This is a genomic window from Dongia sp. P2_B8, from assembly GCF_056404715.1.
Genome location: NZ_JBFUDM010000001.1, coordinates 40,123 through 60,694, shown reverse-complemented (window position 1 = coordinate 60,694; position 20,572 = coordinate 40,123). Strand labels below are relative to the sequence as shown.

General features: G+C 60.9%; 20 protein-coding genes. 14 read left to right on the top strand and 6 right to left on the bottom strand.

Annotation, left to right across the window (positions count from 1 at the left end; genetic code table 11):
- Nucleotides 1-8: 8 nt before the first annotated feature.
- The 8 genes from rfbA to AC1DWZ_RS00215 all read left to right on the top strand — a co-directional run bounded on the left by rfbA (nucleotide 9) and on the right by AC1DWZ_RS00215 (nucleotide 9,744).
- Complete coding sequence (gene rfbA / locus AC1DWZ_RS00250) at nucleotides 9-920, top strand: glucose-1-phosphate thymidylyltransferase RfbA (protein ID WP_477166847.1); 912 nt, start codon at nucleotides 9-11, stop codon at nucleotides 918-920.
- A 215-nt stretch (nucleotides 921-1,135) separates the two neighbouring features.
- Complete coding sequence (locus AC1DWZ_RS00245) at nucleotides 1,136-2,668, top strand: DUF6212 domain-containing protein (protein ID WP_477166846.1); 1,533 nt, start codon at nucleotides 1,136-1,138, stop codon at nucleotides 2,666-2,668.
- A 3-nt stretch (nucleotides 2,669-2,671) separates the two neighbouring features.
- Entirely contained in the window at nucleotides 2,672-5,407 is a 2,736-nt protein-coding gene (locus AC1DWZ_RS00240) for a glycosyltransferase (protein ID WP_477166845.1), read from the top strand.
- On the top strand, nucleotides 5,404-6,576 hold the full coding sequence (locus tag AC1DWZ_RS00235; protein ID WP_477166844.1) for a hypothetical protein: 1,173 nt from the start codon (nucleotides 5,404-5,406) through the stop codon (nucleotides 6,574-6,576). Before AC1DWZ_RS00240 ends, AC1DWZ_RS00235 begins: the two co-directional genes overlap by 4 nt.
- A 49-nt stretch (nucleotides 6,577-6,625) precedes the next feature.
- Nucleotides 6,626-7,831 (top strand): polysaccharide pyruvyl transferase family protein, encoded by a 1,206-nt coding sequence (locus tag AC1DWZ_RS00230; RefSeq protein WP_477166843.1) that lies wholly within the window; start codon nucleotides 6,626-6,628, stop codon nucleotides 7,829-7,831.
- 20 nt (nucleotides 7,832-7,851) lie between these two features.
- Nucleotides 7,852-9,039: an SGNH/GDSL hydrolase family protein gene (locus tag AC1DWZ_RS00225; protein WP_477166842.1), complete on the top strand. Its 1,188-nt coding sequence runs from the start codon at nucleotides 7,852-7,854 to the stop codon at nucleotides 9,037-9,039.
- Nucleotides 9,040-9,111: 72 nt separating this feature from the next.
- The gene (crcB, locus tag AC1DWZ_RS00220) at nucleotides 9,112-9,507 is read left to right on the top strand and encodes a fluoride efflux transporter CrcB (RefSeq protein ID WP_477166841.1); all 396 of its coding nucleotides are present in this window, start codon (nucleotides 9,112-9,114) and stop codon (nucleotides 9,505-9,507) included.
- Between the two features lie 96 nt (nucleotides 9,508-9,603).
- Nucleotides 9,604-9,744 (top strand): hypothetical protein, encoded by a 141-nt coding sequence (locus AC1DWZ_RS00215; RefSeq protein ID WP_477166840.1) that lies wholly within the window; start codon nucleotides 9,604-9,606, stop codon nucleotides 9,742-9,744.
- 75 nt (nucleotides 9,745-9,819) lie between these two features.
- Here the strand turns inward: AC1DWZ_RS00215 and AC1DWZ_RS00210 are convergent, their stop codons facing one another.
- On the bottom strand, nucleotides 9,820-9,975 hold the full coding sequence (locus AC1DWZ_RS00210) for a DUF3309 family protein (RefSeq protein ID WP_477166839.1): 156 nt from the start codon (nucleotides 9,973-9,975) through the stop codon (nucleotides 9,820-9,822).
- 213 nt (nucleotides 9,976-10,188) lie between these two features.
- On the opposite strand from AC1DWZ_RS00210, the gene AC1DWZ_RS00205 reads away from it, so the two are divergent.
- Genes AC1DWZ_RS00205 through AC1DWZ_RS00195 form a run of 3 tightly spaced genes read left to right on the top strand, consistent with a single transcriptional unit; the run spans nucleotide 10,189 to nucleotide 13,405 of the window.
- On the top strand, nucleotides 10,189-11,790 hold the full coding sequence (locus AC1DWZ_RS00205; protein ID WP_477166838.1) for a sensor histidine kinase: 1,602 nt from the start codon (nucleotides 10,189-10,191) through the stop codon (nucleotides 11,788-11,790).
- An 18-nt stretch (nucleotides 11,791-11,808) separates the two neighbouring features.
- Nucleotides 11,809-12,237: a response regulator gene (locus AC1DWZ_RS00200; protein WP_477166837.1), complete on the top strand. Its 429-nt coding sequence runs from the start codon at nucleotides 11,809-11,811 to the stop codon at nucleotides 12,235-12,237.
- 13 nt (nucleotides 12,238-12,250) lie between these two features.
- Nucleotides 12,251-13,405 carry a sensor histidine kinase gene (locus tag AC1DWZ_RS00195; protein ID WP_477166836.1) on the top strand — a complete coding sequence of 385 codons (1,155 nt, stop codon included), beginning with the start codon at nucleotides 12,251-12,253 and terminating at the stop codon, nucleotides 13,403-13,405.
- Nucleotides 13,406-13,414: 9 nt separating this feature from the next.
- On the opposite strand, the gene AC1DWZ_RS00190 is transcribed toward AC1DWZ_RS00195, so the two are convergent.
- The 3 genes from AC1DWZ_RS00190 to AC1DWZ_RS00180 form a co-directional block, all read right to left on the bottom strand.
- Complete coding sequence (locus AC1DWZ_RS00190; RefSeq protein WP_477166835.1) at nucleotides 13,415-13,636, bottom strand: hypothetical protein; 222 nt, start codon at nucleotides 13,634-13,636, stop codon at nucleotides 13,415-13,417.
- Nucleotides 13,637-13,681: 45 nt separating this feature from the next.
- The gene (locus tag AC1DWZ_RS00185; RefSeq protein ID WP_477166834.1) at nucleotides 13,682-14,308 is read right to left on the bottom strand and encodes a sigma-70 family RNA polymerase sigma factor; all 627 of its coding nucleotides are present in this window, start codon (nucleotides 14,306-14,308) and stop codon (nucleotides 13,682-13,684) included.
- A 168-nt stretch (nucleotides 14,309-14,476) separates the two neighbouring features.
- A complete protein-coding gene (locus tag AC1DWZ_RS00180; RefSeq protein ID WP_477166833.1) occupies nucleotides 14,477-14,728 on the bottom strand; it encodes a hypothetical protein in 252 nt (83 codons plus the stop codon).
- A 223-nt stretch (nucleotides 14,729-14,951) separates the two neighbouring features.
- On the opposite strand from AC1DWZ_RS00180, the gene AC1DWZ_RS00175 reads away from it, so the two are divergent.
- Entirely contained in the window at nucleotides 14,952-15,752 is an 801-nt protein-coding gene (locus AC1DWZ_RS00175; RefSeq protein ID WP_477166832.1) for a response regulator, read from the top strand.
- Between the two features lie 270 nt (nucleotides 15,753-16,022).
- Nucleotides 16,023-17,792: a histidine kinase dimerization/phosphoacceptor domain -containing protein gene (locus AC1DWZ_RS00170; protein ID WP_477166831.1), complete on the top strand. Its 1,770-nt coding sequence runs from the start codon at nucleotides 16,023-16,025 to the stop codon at nucleotides 17,790-17,792.
- Nucleotides 17,793-17,833: 41 nt separating this feature from the next.
- On the opposite strand, the gene AC1DWZ_RS00165 is transcribed toward AC1DWZ_RS00170, so the two are convergent.
- Nucleotides 17,834-18,310 (bottom strand): hypothetical protein, encoded by a 477-nt coding sequence (locus AC1DWZ_RS00165; protein WP_477166830.1) that lies wholly within the window; start codon nucleotides 18,308-18,310, stop codon nucleotides 17,834-17,836.
- Between the two features lie 286 nt (nucleotides 18,311-18,596).
- On the opposite strand from AC1DWZ_RS00165, the gene AC1DWZ_RS00160 reads away from it, so the two are divergent.
- Entirely contained in the window at nucleotides 18,597-19,715 is a 1,119-nt protein-coding gene (locus AC1DWZ_RS00160) for an AI-2E family transporter (RefSeq protein ID WP_477166829.1), read from the top strand.
- Nucleotides 19,716-19,822: 107 nt separating this feature from the next.
- On the opposite strand, the gene AC1DWZ_RS00155 is transcribed toward AC1DWZ_RS00160, so the two are convergent.
- Nucleotides 19,823-20,566, bottom strand: coding sequence for a PRC-barrel domain-containing protein (locus AC1DWZ_RS00155; RefSeq protein WP_477166828.1), 744 nt, complete (start codon nucleotides 20,564-20,566; stop codon nucleotides 19,823-19,825).
- Nucleotides 20,567-20,572: the final 6 nt, after the last annotated feature.

Sequence of the window (20,572 nt, the reverse complement as noted above, 5' to 3'; positions counted from 1 at the left end):
ATTGCCATATGAAGGGCATCGTTCTCGCCGGCGGCAGCGGCTCGCGCCWCTATCCGATGACGGCCTCGGTCACCAAGCAGCTGCTGCCGATCTATGACAAGCCGATGATCTTCTATCCGATCGCGACCTTGATGCTGGCCGGCATCCGCGACCTGCTGCTCATCACGACGCCCAAAGATGTGGATCGCTATGTCGATCTGCTGGGCGATGGCAGTCGATGGGGCCTTAATATCAATTACGCCGTCCAGCCGCAGCCCGATGGCATCGCGCAGGCCTTCGTGATCGGTGCGGACTTTCTGGGCGGTGCGCCGTCTGCCCTGATCCTGGGCGACAATCTGTTCTTCGGCAGCGGCCTCAGCCAGCGCCTGGTCAACGCTGCGACCCTGACCGATGGTGCCCACATCTTCGCCTGCCGCGTCGATGATCCGGAACGCTATGGCGTGGTCGAGCTTGATGCCGAGCAACGCCCGCTGTCGATCGTCGAGAAGCCACGCCATCCAGCCTCCAATTGGGCGGTGACGGGCCTCTATTTCTATGACGGCGAGGCCAGCACCATTGCCGGTGCCTTGAAGCCCTCGGCGCGTGGCGAATTGGAGATCAGCGATCTCAATGCCCATTATCTGGCACAAGGGCGCCYCAGCGTCGAACGCCTGGGCCGTGGCTATGCCTGGCTCGATACCGGAACGCCAGAGACCTTGATGGCAGCCACGCAATTCGTCTGCGCGCTGGAAAGCCGCCAGGGCATCAAGATCGCCTGCCTCGAGGAAATCGCCCTCGCCCAGGGTTTCATCACCGCCGACAGCTTTGCGCGATTGGCCTCCGCGGCACCGGTCAGCGCTTATGGCCGCTATCTGAAGACACTGCTTGCCGATCTCGAAATCGAGCACAGCCCGATGCCGCTACGCATCGCCGGCAGATAGATCGCCGCATTACTGCGGTGCGATAAATATATCTCAAATACTGAGACGATCCTGTCGTGCATCATTACTGTATAAATAGCATTAGTACTTGTTTTTATAAGATAATCACCCATGCGTGGGAGTATTTTTATTTATAGAATTGTTGATGCATCTTTCCAGCATTGCTATATTGCACCGCAAGATCAGATGAGCCACCAGATGGAAAGGGCGCGCGCGTGATCAGTGCTGCGACTGCACGACCTCAAGAGATCCACGTTCTCGACACCGTCAAGCGCGGCTACATCCGCAAGCCGGCAATTCTCTTCAGCGGTCGCCTGAGCGACAATGTCAAGGCACTCGCCGGCGACAGCTACGAGATGCTCAAGATCAAACGCGTCGCCGATGATCATCTTCTGGTACGCGATCAGTCAGGCCAGGAACGGCGCCTTGCTGAAGCACCGGTGCAATTGGCCGGCATTGTCGCGTTCGAAGAGACCGACCGCGAACTGGTCGAGCGGACCACCGACTGGCTGCGCAAGCGCCGCAACACGGGCGTGCCCGCGGCACAGGTGTTGGCCGGCGATGACACCGCGCAATTTGCCGCCATCATTCTTGCCAATGCTCAGCAACTGGCGCAGAAGAGTGCCGAGCTCACCACCGCCTTATTCCGGCAATTGTCGGAATCGCGGCAGGCCAATGAAGAGCTGCAGAATCGCTTTGCGGCCTTGGAAGCCTTCATCGACCGCCATGGTTTGCAGCCGTTCGAACTCGCCTTCATCAATCCGCCGGTCGATGATGATGCGGAGCCAAATGTGCTGGCGACCGCCAGCGGCGGTCGGATCAGCCAGATCCTGCCGGTGGCCAGCGTCGGCGTCAGTGCCATCGCCCTTCATATCGCCAAGGCGGCACCGCGCGGCAATGCCGTGCTTCAGGCATCGCTGCAATCGGTGGAAGATGGTCGCGTCATCGAGACCTGGTCCATACCGGTGGCTGAGATCGACGCCGGATGGATGACCCTCTCCCTCAAGAACACCATCGCCGGTCTGCGCCGGACCTTGCGCCTGATCGTGTCGGTTGACGGGCAGCGCGCGGATCTGCCCACCCTGTCGCTCGGCAATGCCCAACCACTCGATCTCTTCCGGTTGCAGGATCCCGATCTGCGGCAATCCATTTCCAGCAGCAGCCTTGCCTTGCAGGTCTATGTCGGCCTGCCCGGCGTGGTGCCACCGACACGCACCGGATTCTCGCCACGTACCTCGCAGGACAATGCGGCACCCGGCTTGCGCGAAACCTCGCTGCTGCCCGAAGTGCTGGCGCTCACCCGCCAGGTGCATCTCGACGAGGAATCGAGCGGGTTCGAAGGCGTCACCTATCTTGAGGGCGACCGTATCGTTTCCTGCCATCCGCCGGCCTTCGGCACCACCATCGCCAAGATTGCCGGGGGCTGTCCCGCCGGCACCTTGCGCCTCTCCGCCAATCTCCTGGTGGCCCATGAAAAGGCCAAGGATGTCGAGTTTGCACTGGTCGTCGGCCGCGACGAATCGCGCATTGCGCATCTCCTGAGCGGAACCGCAGATCCGGAACCCGGCGAAGGTTTCTCCGGCTGGGTGCGCGTGCCGGCCAAGCAGCCAAGGTTCGGCAGTCTCTATCTCGACGCCGCCGCCGCTGAGGCCAATGATCTCTATCTGGCCACGCGCATGGTAGATCCCGGCAATCACGACTTTGCCTGGGCCCGCTTCCTCAACATTCATGCACTCGTGCAGGGCTGACCCATGCAGGCACGCAAGCTGACCAAAGCCGCCAATGAGTCCAAGATCACCGCGGAAGATCGTCCGCCGGCGGTCGCGGGAGAAGATGGCTTTGCGCCCACCCTTGCGATCGTCATTCCGGTCTATAAACATTCGGTGCTGATGACCGAAGCGGTCGAATCGGCCCTGGCGCAGCAGGCGGATTTCGGTATCGCGATTGTCATCGTCGACGACGGCTGCCCGTTCCCGGAAACAGAAATCATCGGCACCAACTACGCGACCGCGCATGCCAATGTCTTTTATGTCCGCAAGCCCAATGGCGGCCTGAGTTCTGCCCGCAATTACGGCGTCGATTTTGCCTTCGACCTGTTTCCGGGCATCGAAGCAATCTATTTTCTCGACGCGGACAATCGCATCACCCCGCCGGCCATGCAGGATGTGTTCGATTTCCTAAAAAGCCGGCCGGAGATCGACTGGGTCTATCCCAACATCGATAAATTCGGCATCGGCTGGAATGGCAGCTACCAGGCGCCTTATTCGCGCCTACTGCACATGACCTTCGACAATATCTGCGAAGCTGGCAGCATGGTGTCGCGCCGCGTCTTCGATGCCGGCATCCGTTTCGATGAAACGATGAAGGCTGGCTTCGAGGATTGGGAGTTCTGGCTGCAATGCATCTCGCTGGGCTTTCTCGGCGCCAACTATCCCTTCTTCGGCTTCGACTACCGGCAGCGCGCTGAAAGCATGTTGCGCGATTCGCATCGCACCAAGGCCGCCATCATGGCCTATATCCGCGAGAAGCATAAGAAGCTGTTCATGCCCGATACGCTGGCGCAATGGGAGCATGAGGAGAGCCCGCGCTTTGCTGCGATCGCCACCGGCACCTATGCCGTCTCGCTCTTCACCGATCCCACAGCCATTCATCCCAAGATCGATCTCGAGACCTTCATCGATCGCTATTGGGCGGCCCTGGCGGAACCTGATGCCCATGGCGTGCCGCCTTTCATGCTGTGGATAGCGCCGGCGCATATCGAAGCGATGCGCAAGATTGGCGTCCTTCACAATGTGCTGTGGCACGCAGAGCGCCTCAGCGAAAAACATCATCTGGTTGCCATCCGCCTGGAGCACGATGCCAGCCGGATCGAAATGAAGATCGTCGGCGCCGGGACACCGGATTTCATGGCGAAGAAGCCCTTGGCCTGGATGTGCTCGGTCGACATCTTCAAGGCCTGTGTCGAAGATATTTCCGACGAATGGATCGGCTCGATCCGTACCAAGCGCCCCTCGCCGGATACGGTGGAACTGGTTATCCGCGGCCCCTTCAAGGCTTTCGATCTGGACCGGACCGTTCTTTCCGCCACCAATGGCCTGCTCTCGACGCTGGGTGTGTTCCGCGATTCCGCCTATCGGCGCGTGACCAGCGCGCGCTGGACATGGCGCGGTGGCTATTTCCCGGCCATCAAGACCCATTACCGGATGTTGCGCGAGGCCGTGGGCGCGTCACCGGTCCTGCCGCGCATTGCCGGCAAAAACCAGGCACCGCGCATCGGCTTCCTGCTGCCGATCGCCTCCTTCGGCGGCGTCGAGAAGGTCGCCTACGCCATGGCGCGCGTGCTGGCGCGGCTGGGTTACGAGACGCATCTCTATGTCCTCGGCAAATCGTCCTGCGAAATGGTGTTCGACCTTCAGGACTTCACCAGTGTCAACTTCCTCATGGATGACTATCCGCTCTGGGGTGGTGCTCATCATTTCGCCGGTCATGATGTGATGATGGCGCAGGATGAAGGGGCGCGCGTGGAGCGTCTGCTCGGCCTGTTTTCCGGCCTCGACGTGGTGGTCAATTGCCAGGTGGCCCCGGTCAATGCCGTGCTGGGCGAGTTGCGTCGCCGCGGCGTCAAGATTCTCGATCATGTGCATGTGCTGGACAAGACGCCGTCCGGCCGCGCGGCCGGCCATCCCTATATCGCCCTGGCCTACGAGCATATCTACGACCTCATTCTCACCTGTTCGGAACAGATGGTCGATTGGTTCCACGGCATGGGCGTTCCCTCGGCCAAGCTCATGCATATCCGCAATGCGCCAAGCTACGAGATGCGTGAGTCAGAGGTCCGCACTGTCCTGCGTCAGCGCCAGCGGCGCGGCATGCCGGAGCGCCTGAAGACATTGTTCATCGGACGCCTCGATTCACAGAAGGGCATCGAGCGCCTGTACGCGGCTGCGGTCGCCATCAAACGCCGCAAACTGCCGATCGACATTCGCCTCATTGGCGGCGAAGTTCTGAACGATCAGAATCGCGGCTCCTGGACCGAACGTTTTGCCGATATCGGCATCAAGCTGGAACCGGCCATCTATTCGGCCAAGGCCATCACCGATGCCTTTGCCGAAGCCGATGTGCTGATCCTGACCTCGCGCTGGGAAGGCGCACCGCTCACCATCCTGGAGGCGCAGCGTGTCGGCTGCGTGCCGGTGGTGACCGCCGTTGGCGCGGTGGCCGAGCTGGTGGAGCATGACGTCGACGGCATGCTGATCCGGACGGACGACGACAATGCCGTCGCCCAAGAATTGGTGAATTCGCTTGAGCGGCTGCTCAGCGAACCGCACCTCCTCAATCGGCTCTCCTCCAAGGCGGCAGACCATGTCGCTGCCGGGAATTGGGCTGAAAACCTGTCGCCGCTCATGGACCGGCTTGAGGCTTGGTTTCCCTTCAGGTCGGAGGAAATCGAGCTACGCCGAACCGTAACCTCGAGTCCCGGCCGATGAGCGGCGGCAACCATCTTTGGCTCGGCAAGCTGCTCGCCTGTGCCTGCACGATCACTGTGGGTGCCGGCGTGTCGGCGGTGGCAAGCGGCCAGAATGCCGGTGGTTTCGACACCAGTGGCTTCAATACCGGAATCGCCGCAGCCAACATTGCCTGGGCGAAGCCGAAGGCCATCGAAACGACTCTCACGGACATTGCCGCGGCCGGCTTCGGCAGTGTGCGCATCGGCCTCAAGAATCCGCTGACCGGCAGCTACCGGGCGCTGGAACAGGCCAAGCGTGCCGGGCTCGATGTGCTGGTGACCATCCCGCTGATCGACGGTGCCGTGGCGGCCAAGAGTGCCGAACCACGAGCACGCACCGATCGCTTTTTTGCCGCCTACGGCCTGTCGCAGATCGATCTCGAGCGCTATCGCCTGCGGCTCGAAGACCTGCTGGCTTTTGCCGATTTCCACGGAATCCCGCTTATTGGCCTCGAGCTTGGCAATGAGCTCAACTGGTCGGGCTACAATGGCGACCTGCCTTTGTCGCCTTCAGGTTCCGTCATCAAGAAGGAAGCGGACTGGCAGGCAACTGATCGCACCCGTTTTGAGGCTGGCCTCGATCGATACCGGGCGGTGATCGACATCACCCGGCAGGCGCTCGCCAAATATCCGTCCCTGGCCCGGGTCAAGCTGGTCTCGGCAGGCCTTGCCGACATCAACAGCGGCTTCATCCATCATAGCGGTGCCACTTACATTGCACCCGATCTCGTCTACCAGGCCTTTGCCGCACACAAGATCTTCCAGCAATTCGATGTCGTCGGCATCCACCTCTATGAACCGCTGCGCAACGCCAATGCATTGAGTGCGCGCGCCACCATGATCGACGCCCAGCTCGACGATTGCGCTGAGGCGGCCTTCGCCACGCGCCCCTGCTGGATTACCGAATTCGGTGCGGCCTTGCCGCAGCAGGATTGCGCACCCAGCGACAGCAGCCGCATCGCCTTGATGCAGCCGTTGCTGAAATATCTGGCCCTGCCGGCCAATGCCGGCCGCGTGCCCCTGGGTTTCTACTACGACTGGAATGACGATGCCGGCTTCGCCCTCGTGCGCTGCGGCCGTCCAACGGAACTGACCAAAATATTGCCGCGCCACAAAGACGGCAATAACGAGCTTCTGGGAACACCATGAGTAAGTTCATTCGCCTATTCAAACCATATCGGGGAGGAGGATTTTCGCGATGAAGAGACTTTGTTTCGGTCGTCAACCGGCGGATACCCGCTATCGCTATCATCCGGGTATGCCCTTCTCGGAGGGCCTTCCCCGGTCGAACAGCACGGATTTCAGCACGCTGTCGCGCAATTTCTACCTGACGTCGAACAAGGGCAATATGCTCATCGGCGAAGGGTCGTGCCGGATCTTCGACTATGACCGCAACTATAGCTGCATGCTGAGCGTGCACGTCCTCTACGACGCCTATAAGGGCTCGAAAGAGGCGATGGACATGCTCAACAACAATTTCGACGCCCTCGTCCTGCCGATGGCGAATGAAATCCGCCCCAATCTCAATCACAGCTCGCTGGTCAAGGTGATCGAGCAGTTGAAGATCCCCCTCGTCGTGCTCGGCATGGGCATGCAGAACGAGCTGGAGGATCTGAGCGGCCTGGAACCGGCCACGGTCGAGCTCCTCAAGCTCATTGACGAGCGCGCCCTGGTGTTCGGCGTGCGCGGCACTTATACCGAAGCCTGGCTACGGAAGATGGGCTTCAAGAACCCGACAGCACTCGGCTGCCCCAGCATGATGCTGTATCCGGAGAATATCCTGGCCATCAAGGCACCCACGAAGAAGCCGGAGGATTACCGTTTCGTCACGGCCGGCTATCTGCAGAAGAAGTCGGTGCGCGGCCGGCAGCTGGCCAAATTCTTCACCGGCCAGAAATGCTCCTATGTCTTCCAGGACGAGATCTTCCAGTTCAAGGACGAGTTGCAGGGCCGTCACTTCTTCGACGACGCGCGCAACCAGATGATCCAGAGCGTCTTCGAGCCGCTGATGTCCGAGGCAATCGGCACGCCGGCGCCATTCGACAAATATTTCTACTTCGATAGCGTCGATGCCTGGCGCCAATGCTATGGCTGGCATGATGTGTTCATCGGCGACCGCTTTCATGGTGGCGTCGCAGCGTTGCAGGTCGGCCTGCCGACAGCGATCCTGTTCAAGGATCTGCGCGTCAAGGAATTGGCCGAATTCTTCGGTGTGCCGCATACCTCGGTCGACAAGGCCTGCACCATGGGTATCGAGGCGTTCATGGCGGAGTTCATGTCGGAGCAGCGCATCAATGCCTTCCTCGACACCTACCGCATGCGCCTGAAGAACTTCCATCGTCACCTGACCGAAGCCGGCCTGATGATGACGGAGAACTACCAGGCCATGCTGATGGCTGCCTGAGAGCGGGAGAACCGAACCTAATGCCAAAGACCCTGCGCACCACCATCATCGGCGGCTCCAACACCGTGATGGAACCGGGCTATCTCGGCCAGATGCTGGCTGCGACCGAACGCCAGGGCCTGCGTCTCGATGTGATCGAAAATATGGCCGTGGGCGGCACCACCAGCGCCTACGGCCTGTTTCGCCTGAAGACCAGCGATGCGCTGGAGCGCTCGGATCTGCTGATCATTGAATATGCGCTCAACGATGCCTTCATCTATGGCGATGAGCGCCGGCAGTTCCGGCACTGGGCGCGAATCTATGAGGGCATTCTGCGCCATGCTCTCACCCGCAATCCCAGGATCAAGATCTGCACGCTGATTTTTGGTGCCCGCAACGGATCGTGGCTCGGCAGCGTGCCGTCGATCGATGCTGGTATCCATTACCTCTCGGACTGGTACGGTACGACGGAGATCGATATCTCGCGCCTGCTGATGCGCCGTTTCGGCCGCGACGTCGTGAGCGATCCCTCCTTCTACAGCGACCAGGGCCATTACACCCGGCCGATAGCCACCGCCATGGTGGCCGATCTTGCGGCGGAAGCGCTGGTGCGCACTGCCCGGGATGCGGCATGGGGTGCCGGATCGGAGGCCGCCCTGCCCCCGGCCGTCGATCCGGATCACTTTGCCGATGCGGGCGTCATTGATGTACCGACCATCTTCCGTGCGGCCAAGGACGCGCCGCTGGTCGAATACCACAACCGCCGCTTTGCCCTGACCGCAATCGATATCGCGCGCCATCAGCTGACCCTCAAGCTGGACGGCGGCAAGTTGCTGGGCGTGTTCCATGTCAGCACCCCAGGCACGGCACCCCTGGCGCTGACCCGGGGCGAGACCGGCTATCATTGCTCGATGCTGAAGGGCGGTGTGCGCGACGGCAAGTTCAAGTTCCTCGCCGCCATGATGCCGTGCGAGTTCCTCTATGGCGCCGAATTGCTGCAGGATGTGGCAGCGGAGACCTTCACCTTGGGATCCGCCGGCCCGGATGCCGCCTTGAAACGGCACGTCGCCAAGGACAATGTCGCCCAGGACGCACCAGGTCCCGACACGGCGCACCTGCCGCTTTTGGGCCTGCTCTACAGCGGCACCCGGCTGGGCTTTTCGGCCGCGCCGCGGACTGCCCGCACCACTTCCGAGGCAGAACCGCGCCGCGCCGCCAATTCGGCCTGATCACCCCTTTCATCCTGGCCGTCCCGCCATGCTATAAGCGGGGCGATCGTCGGTTTGTGGATGGGGTTCCAGATGGCGGCTTATCTTTGGATTGCGCTCGGCAGTGCGCTGGGCGGCATGGCGCGGTATTGGTCCGGGAGTTTTGTCGGCGCCAGGCTTGGCACCGAATTTCCCTGGGGGACCATCTTCATCAACATCCTGGGATCATTCGTGATCGGGTTTTTCGGCACGCTGAGCGGACCCGACGGCCGGCTGCTGGTCGGTGACAATATCCGTCTCTTTGTGATGGTCGGACTTTGCGGTGGCTACACCACCTTTTCCGCCTTCAGCCTGCAGACGCTGGACCTCATCCGTGCCGGTCATTTACCCGCCGCCGCCGGCAATATCGCGCTGTCGGTCATCCTCTGCCTGATCTTCGTGGCACTGGGCCATTTCGCCGCCACCTTTTTGAACCAGGCCCGGGCTTAGTCCCTTAAGCCTGGCGACTGCGGGCAACTAACGCCCTTCTCCGGTGTTTGATCCTGAAGAGACCCGAGTCACGAGAATTCGGAAGGGTGACATCTTATGGCCGACCAGCATCAGCACATATCGGCGCAGAAGGCGCGATCCGGCGAGATCAGCGGCCGCGTGCGCAACGTCCTCATTCTGTCGACATCACTGGCAATTCTCGCCCTGGCGATCATCGCCGCCTATTGGATGGGTTGATCAGCGGCAGGCGAAACCAGCAGGCAAAACCGCCCGATCCTCACGGAACGGGCGGTTCTTTTGCCGTGCGCGAAACTAGATGCGTCCGCTTGATACCGCGAGGACCACGACGATCAGCAGCACGACCATGATGCCGCTCGGGGCATAACCCCAGGAACGGCTATATGGCCAAGCCGGAACGGCGCCCAGCAGCATCAAAATGAGCAGTACCAACAGAATGGTCCCTAGCATGTCATCCCTCCATTGATCAATTATCGACGCCGATGGCGATGGCGGTCGGCTTAGACGATCAACCCAAAGACGTGATGCAGGTTCCGCTTCACAGCTGCCGGCAACTGAGCCGATAGTCGGAGAAATCGGCACTATGTTTTCTTGACGCGAAAAACCCGCCTCGCCAGGATGCTGTCAGTTTTAACGATATTGATCACATAGGGTAATGATCGCATGGGTTACTGGCCCCGGGCATTTCGCCCGGTCCAGGCATTTTGCTCGGTACTGTCGTTGGAGATGGGCTTGCCCCACACGGATCCCACAGCCATAAGCCAGCCCTGGCATGCGCGCCTGGCACCGATGGTGCGGGCCAGCGGCGGCCGACATCTCAACCAGCTGATCGTCCTCATCGGCGCAACCTCTCTCATGGTGGTGGTGGCCCTGGTGTCGGCATTTCTGGTGATCGACAACCGTGCCGCCGGCACGGAGGTTCTCCAGGCACAGCACGTCACCACCGATGTGGCCCGCCTGCTGATCCTGCTGCAGCGCGCCGAAAGCGGCCAGCGCGGCTATTTCCTGACCGCCAATCGCGACTATCTCGACCGCTATAACGACAGCATGAGCAAGATCTATCCGACGCTGGAAGCGGTCACCGAGGCCTTGAAGGGCCATCCGGCGCAGCAAGTCGAACTGCTCAATCTGCGCTCTGTCATCGGTGCGAAGATCGGCGAAATGACCAACACGATATCCCTGTTCGAATCCGGCAGGCGCGACGATGCCATGGCCATTGTCCGCTCCAATCAGGGCAAGGTCCTGATGGACCAGATCCGCACCAGCATCGCCGCGATCTGGACCGAATCAACCCGGCAATCGCAGGAACGCATCGACAGCTGGCGGGCCAACGGCAACTGGCTGTTCGTCGTGCAGCTGGGTGCCGCCATCCTGGTGCTGCTGGTATCGGGGCTGGCTGTCGTCAGCGGTGTGCGCCATACCCGTGGCCTGCAGGCGACGCAGGAGACCCTGCGGGCCGCCAATGAAAGCCTGGAGGAACGCGTGCGCGCCCGCACCGCCGACCTGCAGGAGGCCAATGAGGAAGTGCAGAAGTTCGCTTATATGATCAGTCACGATCTGCGCTCGCCCCTGGTCAATATCATGGGCTTTGCCGCAGAACTGGCAACGATCCGCGCCGAGACGGCAGCGCTCCTCGGCTCGGCGCCACCAATCGATATAAAACCGCGCGATCCTTCCGTCATCGATCAGGATTTTGGCGAGGCGCTCAGTTTCATCCAGCAATCGACCACCAAGATGGACCGGCTGATCAGCGCCGTGCTGCGGCTCGCCCGGTCCGGTCAGCGGCAGTTCCAGTACGAAAAACTCGACATGACGGCACTGCTCAACGATATTGCCGCAACGCTCCGTCACCAGACTGTCGAAAGCGGCACCGAGATCGTGATCGAGAACCTGCCTGACCTGGTCAGCGACCGGCTGGCCGTCGAGCAGATCTTCGGCAATCTCCTCGACAATGCCGTCAAATATCTGGACGACAGCCGCTTGGGACGGATCGTAATCCGCGCCCAGCTGTTGCGCCGCGCCGTCCTGTTCGAGGTCGAGGACAATGGCCGCGGCATTGAACCCCACGATCTCAAACGCATTTTCGATCTGTTCCGCCGCGGCGGCCGGCAGGATCGCCCCGGCGAGGGCATTGGCCTGGCACATCTGCGGGTCCTTATCCGCAGGCTCGGCGGCAAGATCAGCTGCCGGTCGGACTATGGCAAGGGCAGCGTATTTTCAGTGCTGTTGCCCCAGGGTGACTTGTCGCCCGACAAACACACCTGACGCAGGAGACCAAGGACCATGACCGGACCGGTACGCATCGTGATGATCGAGGATGATGATGGCCATGCGCGCCTGATTGAAAAGAACATCCGCCGCGCCGGCATCACCAACGAGATCATCCCCTTTACCCGGGGCCGTGCCGCACTTGATTTTATCGACGATGCCGCAGCACCCGGCAGGCCGGGCGGCGATGTCAAGTTCCTCATCCTCCTTGATCTCAACCTGCCGGATATGAGCGGGCTCGACATCCTGGCCAAGGTCAAGGCCGGCGAACATACCAAGCAGATCCCGATCATCGTGCTGACCACCACCGACGACAAGGTCGAAATCCAGCGTTGCTATGATCTCGGCTGCAGTGCTTATGTAAAGAAGCCGCTGGAATATGATGCCTTCGCCCATTCGGTCCGGCAGTTGGGCTTGTTCTTTTCCATCATCGAATTGCCATAGGCCTAGGATCACCGTGCCTCCTGAGACAGCGCCGCATATTCTCTATATCGACGACGATCCCGGCATCTGCCGGCTGGTCGCCAAGGATCTTGCGCGCCATGACATCAAGGTGACGCTGGCCCATAGCGGCGCCGATGGCCTGCGCCTGGTGCGCGAAGCAGCCTTCGACGTGATCGGCCTCGACCACTTCATGCCGGGCGAGAACGGCCTCCAGATTCTCAGCGACCTCGACGCCCTGCCGAACACACCGGCAGTGATCTACGTCACGGGCAGCGAGGACATCAACATCGCGGTGGCGGCCCTGAAGGCCGGCGCCAGCGATTTTGTGGTCAAGGATCTGCAAGGATCCTTCCTGACCCTGCTGCGTAAGGCCATCCATTCCGCCGTCACGCAATCGCAGCTGCGCCACGCCAAGGAAGCGGCCGAGGCGGAGATATTGGCGGCCAATGACCGGCTGGAAAAACTGGCGGCCAAGCAATCGATCCTGCTGCACGAAATGAATCACCGCATCGGCAATTCGCTGCAGCTCATCACCTCGATGATCCGCCTGCAGGCCTCCGCCACCCGTGATCCCGATGCGAAGGATGTCCTTCGCCAGGCGGCCGAACGCGTGATCGCCGTGGCCCAGGTCCATCAACGCCTCTATACGTCGGAGGACGTCCAGTTCGTGCAGATGCAGCCCTATCTGCGCAAGCTGCTGGAAGATCAGCAGCTGGCGGCGCGGGACCGGGGGTGCGAATTATTGGTCGATGTCGAGGACGTCAAGCTCAGCACCGACCGCGCCATTTCGGTCGGCATCATCGTCACCGAACTGGTGACCAATTCGCTGAAATACGCCTATCCGGACAAGGGCGGCCCGATCCGCGTGAAGCTGGCGCCGGTCGCCCAAAGTACCCAGCTAAATACCCAGCTAACCAACACCCGGGCAAATGACACCTTGGCGCTGGCGGTCGAGGATGATGGCGTCGGGTCAAGCGCAGCCTCCGGTCCCGATGGGCTGGAGATCCAGGGCACCGGTGTCGGATCGCGGATCGTCTATGCCATGGCCAAGAGCCTTGGCGCGCAGATCGAACAGGATTCAGGGGGAGCCGGCTTCCGCTCGATGCTTGTCTTCCCGCGGGCGGCGGAGGCATCCACGATCATGCCGGCCGCCGTCACGGCGCAATAGGCGCCCGCCTCAGGCGCGACGCCGCCCGACGACCACCAGACCCAGGCCGGCCACGACGGCAATGATGCCGGCGATATCGGGAATGTGAACCGTGTGTTCCTTGTCGGCCGTCGCCACCAGGGGCCCAAGCTCGAGCACTTTCTCTTCGGTGGTATAGGAGAAGCGGCCGATGGCCAGCGCGGCTACGCCGCCAATGATCAGCAGCAATCCGACAATTGAAATTGGTTTCATCGTCTTATCCTCGCCATCGTCTTATTATCCTCAAATGTGACGAGATCAGGAGCGATCTTGCCCGCGATAGGTCTGCTGCGGCGTGTCGGTAACCGAATCCTGTTCCAGGAATGGCTCCAGGCCATCAGCTTGGGTTGGGGCCGCATCACTGCGCTGACCGTTCAAAGTGCCCTGTTCCAAAATCTGCTTCAACTCGGCGCGCGCGCGCGAGACGCGGCTTTTCACCGTGCCGACGCGGCAATTGCAGACCTCGGCCGCTTCCTCGTAACTGAATCCGCTGGCGCCAACCAGAATCAGCACCTCGCGTTGATCGGCATTGAGTTGCCAGAAGGCGCGCCGGAAATCATTGAATTCGAGATTGGCTTCCTGCGCGGGTCCGATGGAAGGTTCATCACCCGCCATCTCATCGATCGGTGTCGATTTGATCCAGCGCTTGCGGCATTCATTGTAATAGAGGTTGCGCAAAATGGTGAACATCCAGGCCTTGAAATTGGTGCCTGGCGTAAACTGGTCGATGGCCGCCAACGCGCGCACCACCGCATCATGTGTGAGATCATCCGCCTGATCGCGGTTGCGGGTGAGTGAGCGAGCAAATGCGCGCAGATGCGGAATGACATCCAGCAGCATCGCTTCGACATCGGCCCTGGATTGTTTCACGACCTGGGTATCCATTCACTACTCTCCCTTGCCGCTCCCAAACATCGGGGGCGGGCCGCAGTTCCTTAGGCGAACTCGGCGTGACGCAGTTGTCGGCTGGAAAATATGCCACGACGCGTCCATGCGCGCTTAACAGGCGGCGTCTTGCTCTTAGTACTTTTGACGCAGCTATTTTTGACGCAGCTATTTTTGACCCTGGGCCTTCAACTGGCCAATCAATTTTGCCAGATCGGCCGGCAATGGCTCGCTGCTCACGTCATTAAATAATTGATTGAGCTGATCGTCGAACCAGCGGTCCAGCGCCTGGGGCGCTTTGCCACCCCCGGAGGTAGAAGTCGGTCCGGAGACTGTGCCGCCGGCATCAGCTTTTCCCTCCGCCGCCAGACCATTGTTGTCCGGGGCGCCCGCCTTTTGATCATTATGCTTTGAGGTCACGATGGCCAGCCGCCTTATCAATCTTTCTGAGGACTCATGCCGAGGCCCCTGAACAGGGCCAAATGCCACGACAACCCTAGCTCTGGCGATATAGGAACATATCCTTAGCATCGCTCGAAGCGTCTTTTTCTCTCGGTGACGGGAACCCAGCAAGTGTTAAACGGTTCCTTCTCCATCTGAAAAAAGTTAATCGCAGATCGAATTCTCAAAAAAGGGTGGCAACGTGCGGGCAAATTCTGACGAAATCGTCCACAATCTCAAGTATGTACGCCGTTATGCACGCGCTTTGATGGGCTCGCAGGAATCCGGCGATCTTTACGTGCGCATCTGTCTTGAAGCGCTGCTGGCCGAACCGGCCCTGCTGCCGGAGGGCACCGATGTAAAGCTGGGCCTGTTCCGGCTGTTCCACGCCGTTTCCAGCCGCAATGTCGACCCGGGTGCCGATACCGGCGAGTTGGTCGATCTTTCGGTTGAAGCGCGCCTGCGCGCCTTGCCGGCTTCCGAACGGCAGATTCTGCTGCTCACCTCGCTTGAAGGCTTCTCGACGGCGGATGCAGCCACCATCCTTGCCATTCCCCTCGCCGAAGCAGAAGCGCTTCTGGTCGATGCCTGGTCGACGGTCAACCAGCAGATTGCCACCTCGATCCTGGTCATTGAAGACGAGCCGGTCATTGCGCTCGATATCGCCAGCCTGGTGGGTGATCTCGGCCATCAGGTGGTCGGCATTGCCGCCAGCCAGACCGAGGCTGTGGCTCTCTTCAAAAAGACCCAGCCAGGGCTGGTGCTGGCCGACATCGATCTCGGCGCCGGTGGATCAGGCATTACCGCGGTGACTGAGATTCTGCGCATGTCGTCGGTCCCGGTCATCTTCGTCACCGCCTATCCGGAGCGCCTGCTGACCGGCGAGCGGCCGGAGCCGACCTATCTGGTGACCAAGCCATTTGAATCCGACACGCTCAAGGTGACCATTTCGCAGGCCCTGTCTTTCTCCAGTGCCGGTCACGCCAAGCGGATCGCTGTCTGATACCTGGGCACGCCACCCCACTTCACGTCCGCCTGCGTCATCAATCAGGGGCGCCGGTTGGCGTGGGCGCAAGTCGGCGGGGCGTTATCTGGTGGGGCTGGAGGATTGCCTTGTATCCATTGCCTTGTAACCCGGGCCGACCGAAACGCATTGCGGAATACGCGACACGGCAGATTTAGCAGCTGGGGAGCTTTGAAAGATGCATGGCGCCACCAGCAATAGCAATGCAGCGCCCACCAGCATTGCCGCCGCGCGTTCTGGTGATACCAGATGATGGGCTCCTTTCTTGGGCCACTGCGCCATCGCCTTATTCTGCTGTTTGCAATCGTCTTGGTGGTACCCAGTGCCTTCGGTGTCTGGGCGGCCATCGACAATTTCCGCAGCCAAGTGGCGATTGCGCGGGATTCGACCGCCCGCTTTGCAACCCTTGCCTCGAATTATGAAGCCAACCTTCTTTGGCAATCGCAACAGATCGTCCAGAACCTCTCGCGCGACGATGACGTGCTCTCTGTCCTGCGCGGTGTCAGCGATACGCGGATTGCCACGGCCTGCAACGAATCTTTCGCCAGGGCGGTAAAACCCTACCCACCCTACGGCACGGCAGTCCTGTTCGATCTGGGTGGCCAGTCCCTATGCCAATGGGACAACAGCAAAGCCATCATCAACGTCTCGCAGCGTGAATGGTTCAAGACGGTGATGGCAACCAAGACGGCAACGCTGAGCGGCTTCCTGATGTCGCCGGCCCTCAAGGAACCGATCATCTCCTACGCTGCCCCCGTCTTCGATACCGATGGCGTGATGAAGGGCGCCATCGCGCTGGGCATCCGCCTCAACTGGCTGTCTGCCATCGGTCAGGAACCCGGCCTGCCCAGCGCCGGTGAAATCACGCTCCTTGATCATGATGGCAAGGTGCTCGTCAGTTCGACCGGCGACGGCGAACGTGCCAAGAATGCCTTGCCGGGTGAAGCCGCCTTGCTGCGGATCGTCAAAGAAGGTGTCCGTGCCCTTGAGGAACCCGGCCTTGATGGCGAGACCCGGCTTTATGCCGTCAACGCCCTTGGCAATAACGGTCTCTTTGTCATCTTCGGCATGCCGCGCGCAAATGTCATGGACCCGCTGCTGCGCGACCTGATGATCCAGATTGGCATTCTTACCCTGGTCTCCGTCGCCGGCATGCTCGCAGCACTTCTTGGCGCCCGATTGCTGGTGACGAGATGGACGGAAAAGCTGACCGAGGCCGCCAATTCCATGGACCTTGGAAACCTGTCTGCCGAGACGGAACTGCGCGGCGCGCCGATGGAGATCCGGCAGCTGGGCGACAATCTCAAGGCCATGGCGATCCGCATCGAGCATCGCGAGGCGGATCTGCGCGATTCACTGGCGCAGAAACAGCTGATGCTGCGCGAGATTCATCACCGGGTGAAAAACAATCTGCAGATCGTCACCAGCCTGCTCAACCTCTATGCACGCCTGCCGCGGGGCGATGCTTTCAAGCAGGCCTTTTCCGACCTGCAGATGCGCATCAACGCCCTCGCCCTGGTACACCGGCATCTCTATGAAAGCGAAGATCTGAAGGAAATCGACCTGGCGCCCTTCATGAAAAACCTCTGCAACCTGCTGCAGGACGGCTCCGGCATATCATCCCGCCGGGTCAAGATGACCTTCAGCTTTCCTGAGTTGCGCATGATCGGTGATCGCGCCGTGCCCCTGGCTCTGCTCACGACCGAGATTCTCACAAACTGTTTCAAGCATGCCTTTCCCAACCAGCTGGCCGGCACCATCGACGTGAAACTGGTGGTGGCAGGAGATGGCGCGGCAACGCTCACCATCGTTGACAATGGTGTCGGGCCCCTGGCGGAGGAAGCTGGCAATCCGGCGGCAAGCATGGGCGCCACCTTGATTGCCGCCTTTACCAAGCAGCTAGGTGGCCGCATGCACGTTGCCGGGCCGCCCGGCACCGCGACGACGATTACGTTTAACGTTCTGTCCCTGACGCCCGAACAGACCGCCGAAGCCCGGGAACTCCAGCCATCGGCCTGATTCCCGTCTTCAACTGACGCCTGCTAGCGACCTGATGAGGCTCACTTCCCGGATTTCGTTGCGGCCGTGACGGCAAATTCCAGATCATCCAGTTCCTGGCGCGGCACTTTGATCTCCCGCAGGATGGCCGACGCCTCATTGGGCGACAGGCTCACCCCATTCGGCGAATTGGTCGAACGCGCTTTGCGGATGATGTCGATCAATCGGCCGATGGCGCCCGGCAGATCCAGGGCCTCAGAGAGAACGTCGCCACCCTGGCGGGGTGTCTCCGTCGTCGCATCGGCCAATTGCCGCGTATAGGCCTCCAGGAAAGGTGCCCGGCCAACTTTGGCATAACAGGCAGCATCCAGCAGGACGGACTTCGCCAAGGTCGGGCGGCCCGCACGATCGGGATCGGAATAATCCCGGATCGTCTTGGGCGACAGATTGGCAGCCTTGGCTGCATTGGTGACGCCCAGGATGCGCAGCACATCCAGCGTGGCGTCCTCGAAAGTACCGGCAGCGCGAATCTTGGTCATCATTCCTCCGACTTATCTTGGCCATGTCCCCACCAAGCCATTGAAGCAGGCGGGTTCACGGCACGCAGGCTTGTGACAGTCCGCGGTCAGCCACAGACTCCCTGGCTGAATAACGCCGCCCGCTACAGAGAGTTCCGCAAGGGCCAGTTCCAATATGTGGCCCGATATCCGGCCCGATATCCGGCTGCGTACAAGCGGAACATTTCCCTCATCCCGTCGTTGTTATTCCGCCCCGGCCGATTATCCCGGCGGTCTCATCATTCACGAGGATGACTGGATTAACGCCGTGGCCACGATCACCGAAATACCTGTCGGCAAGGCGCCGCAAAACCCTATCGAGAACGAGGATGCTGCCGTCCCGGAATCGGTTCAGCTTGGCCTCGATCCGATCACCGTCGCCATCGTCGGCCTGTTCCTGCTGGCGCTGCTCTGGGCGCTTTATATCGGGCGGCCGGTGGTGCTGCCGATCGTCGTCGCCTTCGTGCTGCGCCTATTGCTGCAGCCTATCTTCCGGTTTTTCACGAAAGTACATCTGCCGAAAACGGTGGCGGCGTTGCTCACGATCACTTTTCTCGTAGGCGTCGGCCTGCTGGTCTTGGCGCCGCTCATGGGGTCGGCCACCGCCTGGATCGAAAAGCTGCCCGAGGCCATCGCTCGCCTCACAGACCGCCTCAGCCTGCTGCGCGAACCGATCGATCTGGTGCAGCGCCTCATCCACCGTGCCGAGACGGCAACCAATGGCGCCGGCACAACGGTGACCGTGCAGCATTTCGACGTCGTCGGCTGGGTCGTTGGCCGGCTGGGTGCTGTCACCGATGGTCTGCTGACCACTGGCATCATTCTCTTTTTCCTGCTGATCGCCGGCGACAAATTCCTGCGCCGCCTGGTGGAATTGCTGCCGACCTTTCGCCAGAAGCGCCAGGCCATCGACATTTCACAGCAGATCGAAAGCGATATTTCCGCCTATCTGGTGACGGTCAGCATCATGAATCTCGCCGTCGGCGTCGCAGTCGCCATCGCGATGTATTTCTGCGGCCTGGGCGATCCATTGCTCTGGGGCGTGCTTGCCTTGCTGCTCAACTATGTGCCGATCCTGGGCCCCATCGCCGGCCTCGGCATCTTCCTGCTGGCAGGGTTTTTGAGCTTCGCGAACGATCTCCTCGCACTTCTGCCGGTATGCCTCTATCTCGTCATCCATGTCATCGAGGGCGAGATCGTGACCCCTCTGCTCCTGGCCCGGCGCTTCACGCTCAATCCCGTGGCCGTCATTCTCGCGTTGATCTTCTGGTACTGGATGTGGGGCGTCGCGGGCGCCATCCTCGCGGTGCCTATGCTGGCGATCACCAAGATCCTGTGCGACCGGGTCGAGGCTCTTAGCCCAGTCGGGCATATGCTGGAGGATTGATGTCGCCCGGGCATGGACCGGCACAGGGAACGGGCCGGCACAGGGCGTCGCTACCCACAGGGCGTCGCTACCCCATGCCGGTTCTATCTCTTGGTTGGGGTTGGCTGTTAGTTGGGGTTGGCTTCATAGGCCGGCAGGGCTTTCAGGCGCTCCTTGGTCGCGTTGACCAGGGCCTTCACCTCGCTCTGCGCACCGCTGAGCTGGACGTCCTTCCAGTTCAACAGGACCGGGTGCACGCCGATGCCGAGGAAACCACCGACATCGACCACCACGCCCTGGACGCTGCCATTCTCCTCCAACACCACTTCCCCGACTTCGCCGACGACATCGCCATCGCCGTTCTCGACATCCAGGCCGATGAGCTTGCTGGTGTTGATGCTGCCATCGGCATTCTTGATCGGCGTATCGTTCGGCATCAGCGTGCCGGGCTCGGCCGCCGCGTAAGGCTTGCCGTCGCCGGTCATGACCTTGCCGCGCAGGGAATCGTCAGCATAGTCATAGGGTGGTGTCGCCTCAGCCAGGTCCTTGGTCAGGCTGGTGACGATCTTCCCGTCCTCGGTCTGCTGCAGATCCTTCCAGGCCACCGGGATCAGCTTGTCACCTTGAATCCAGCCACCGACGTCAATGACGACCGACTGCACCCTGCCGCCAGCGTCGACCATGACGCTATCGACCTCGCCCACGGCATTGCCTTGGGCATCGACCACATCCTTGCCGATGAGGCTGCCGGCATCGACACTGCCATCCGGGGCGATCGTCTGTGTCATGACCGCATTGTCGGCAAGGCCGAGCGCCGGCGATGCCACCATCAGCACCGCCAGCGCCATGCTTGTCCTGAGCATGTTCTTCATTCCGTC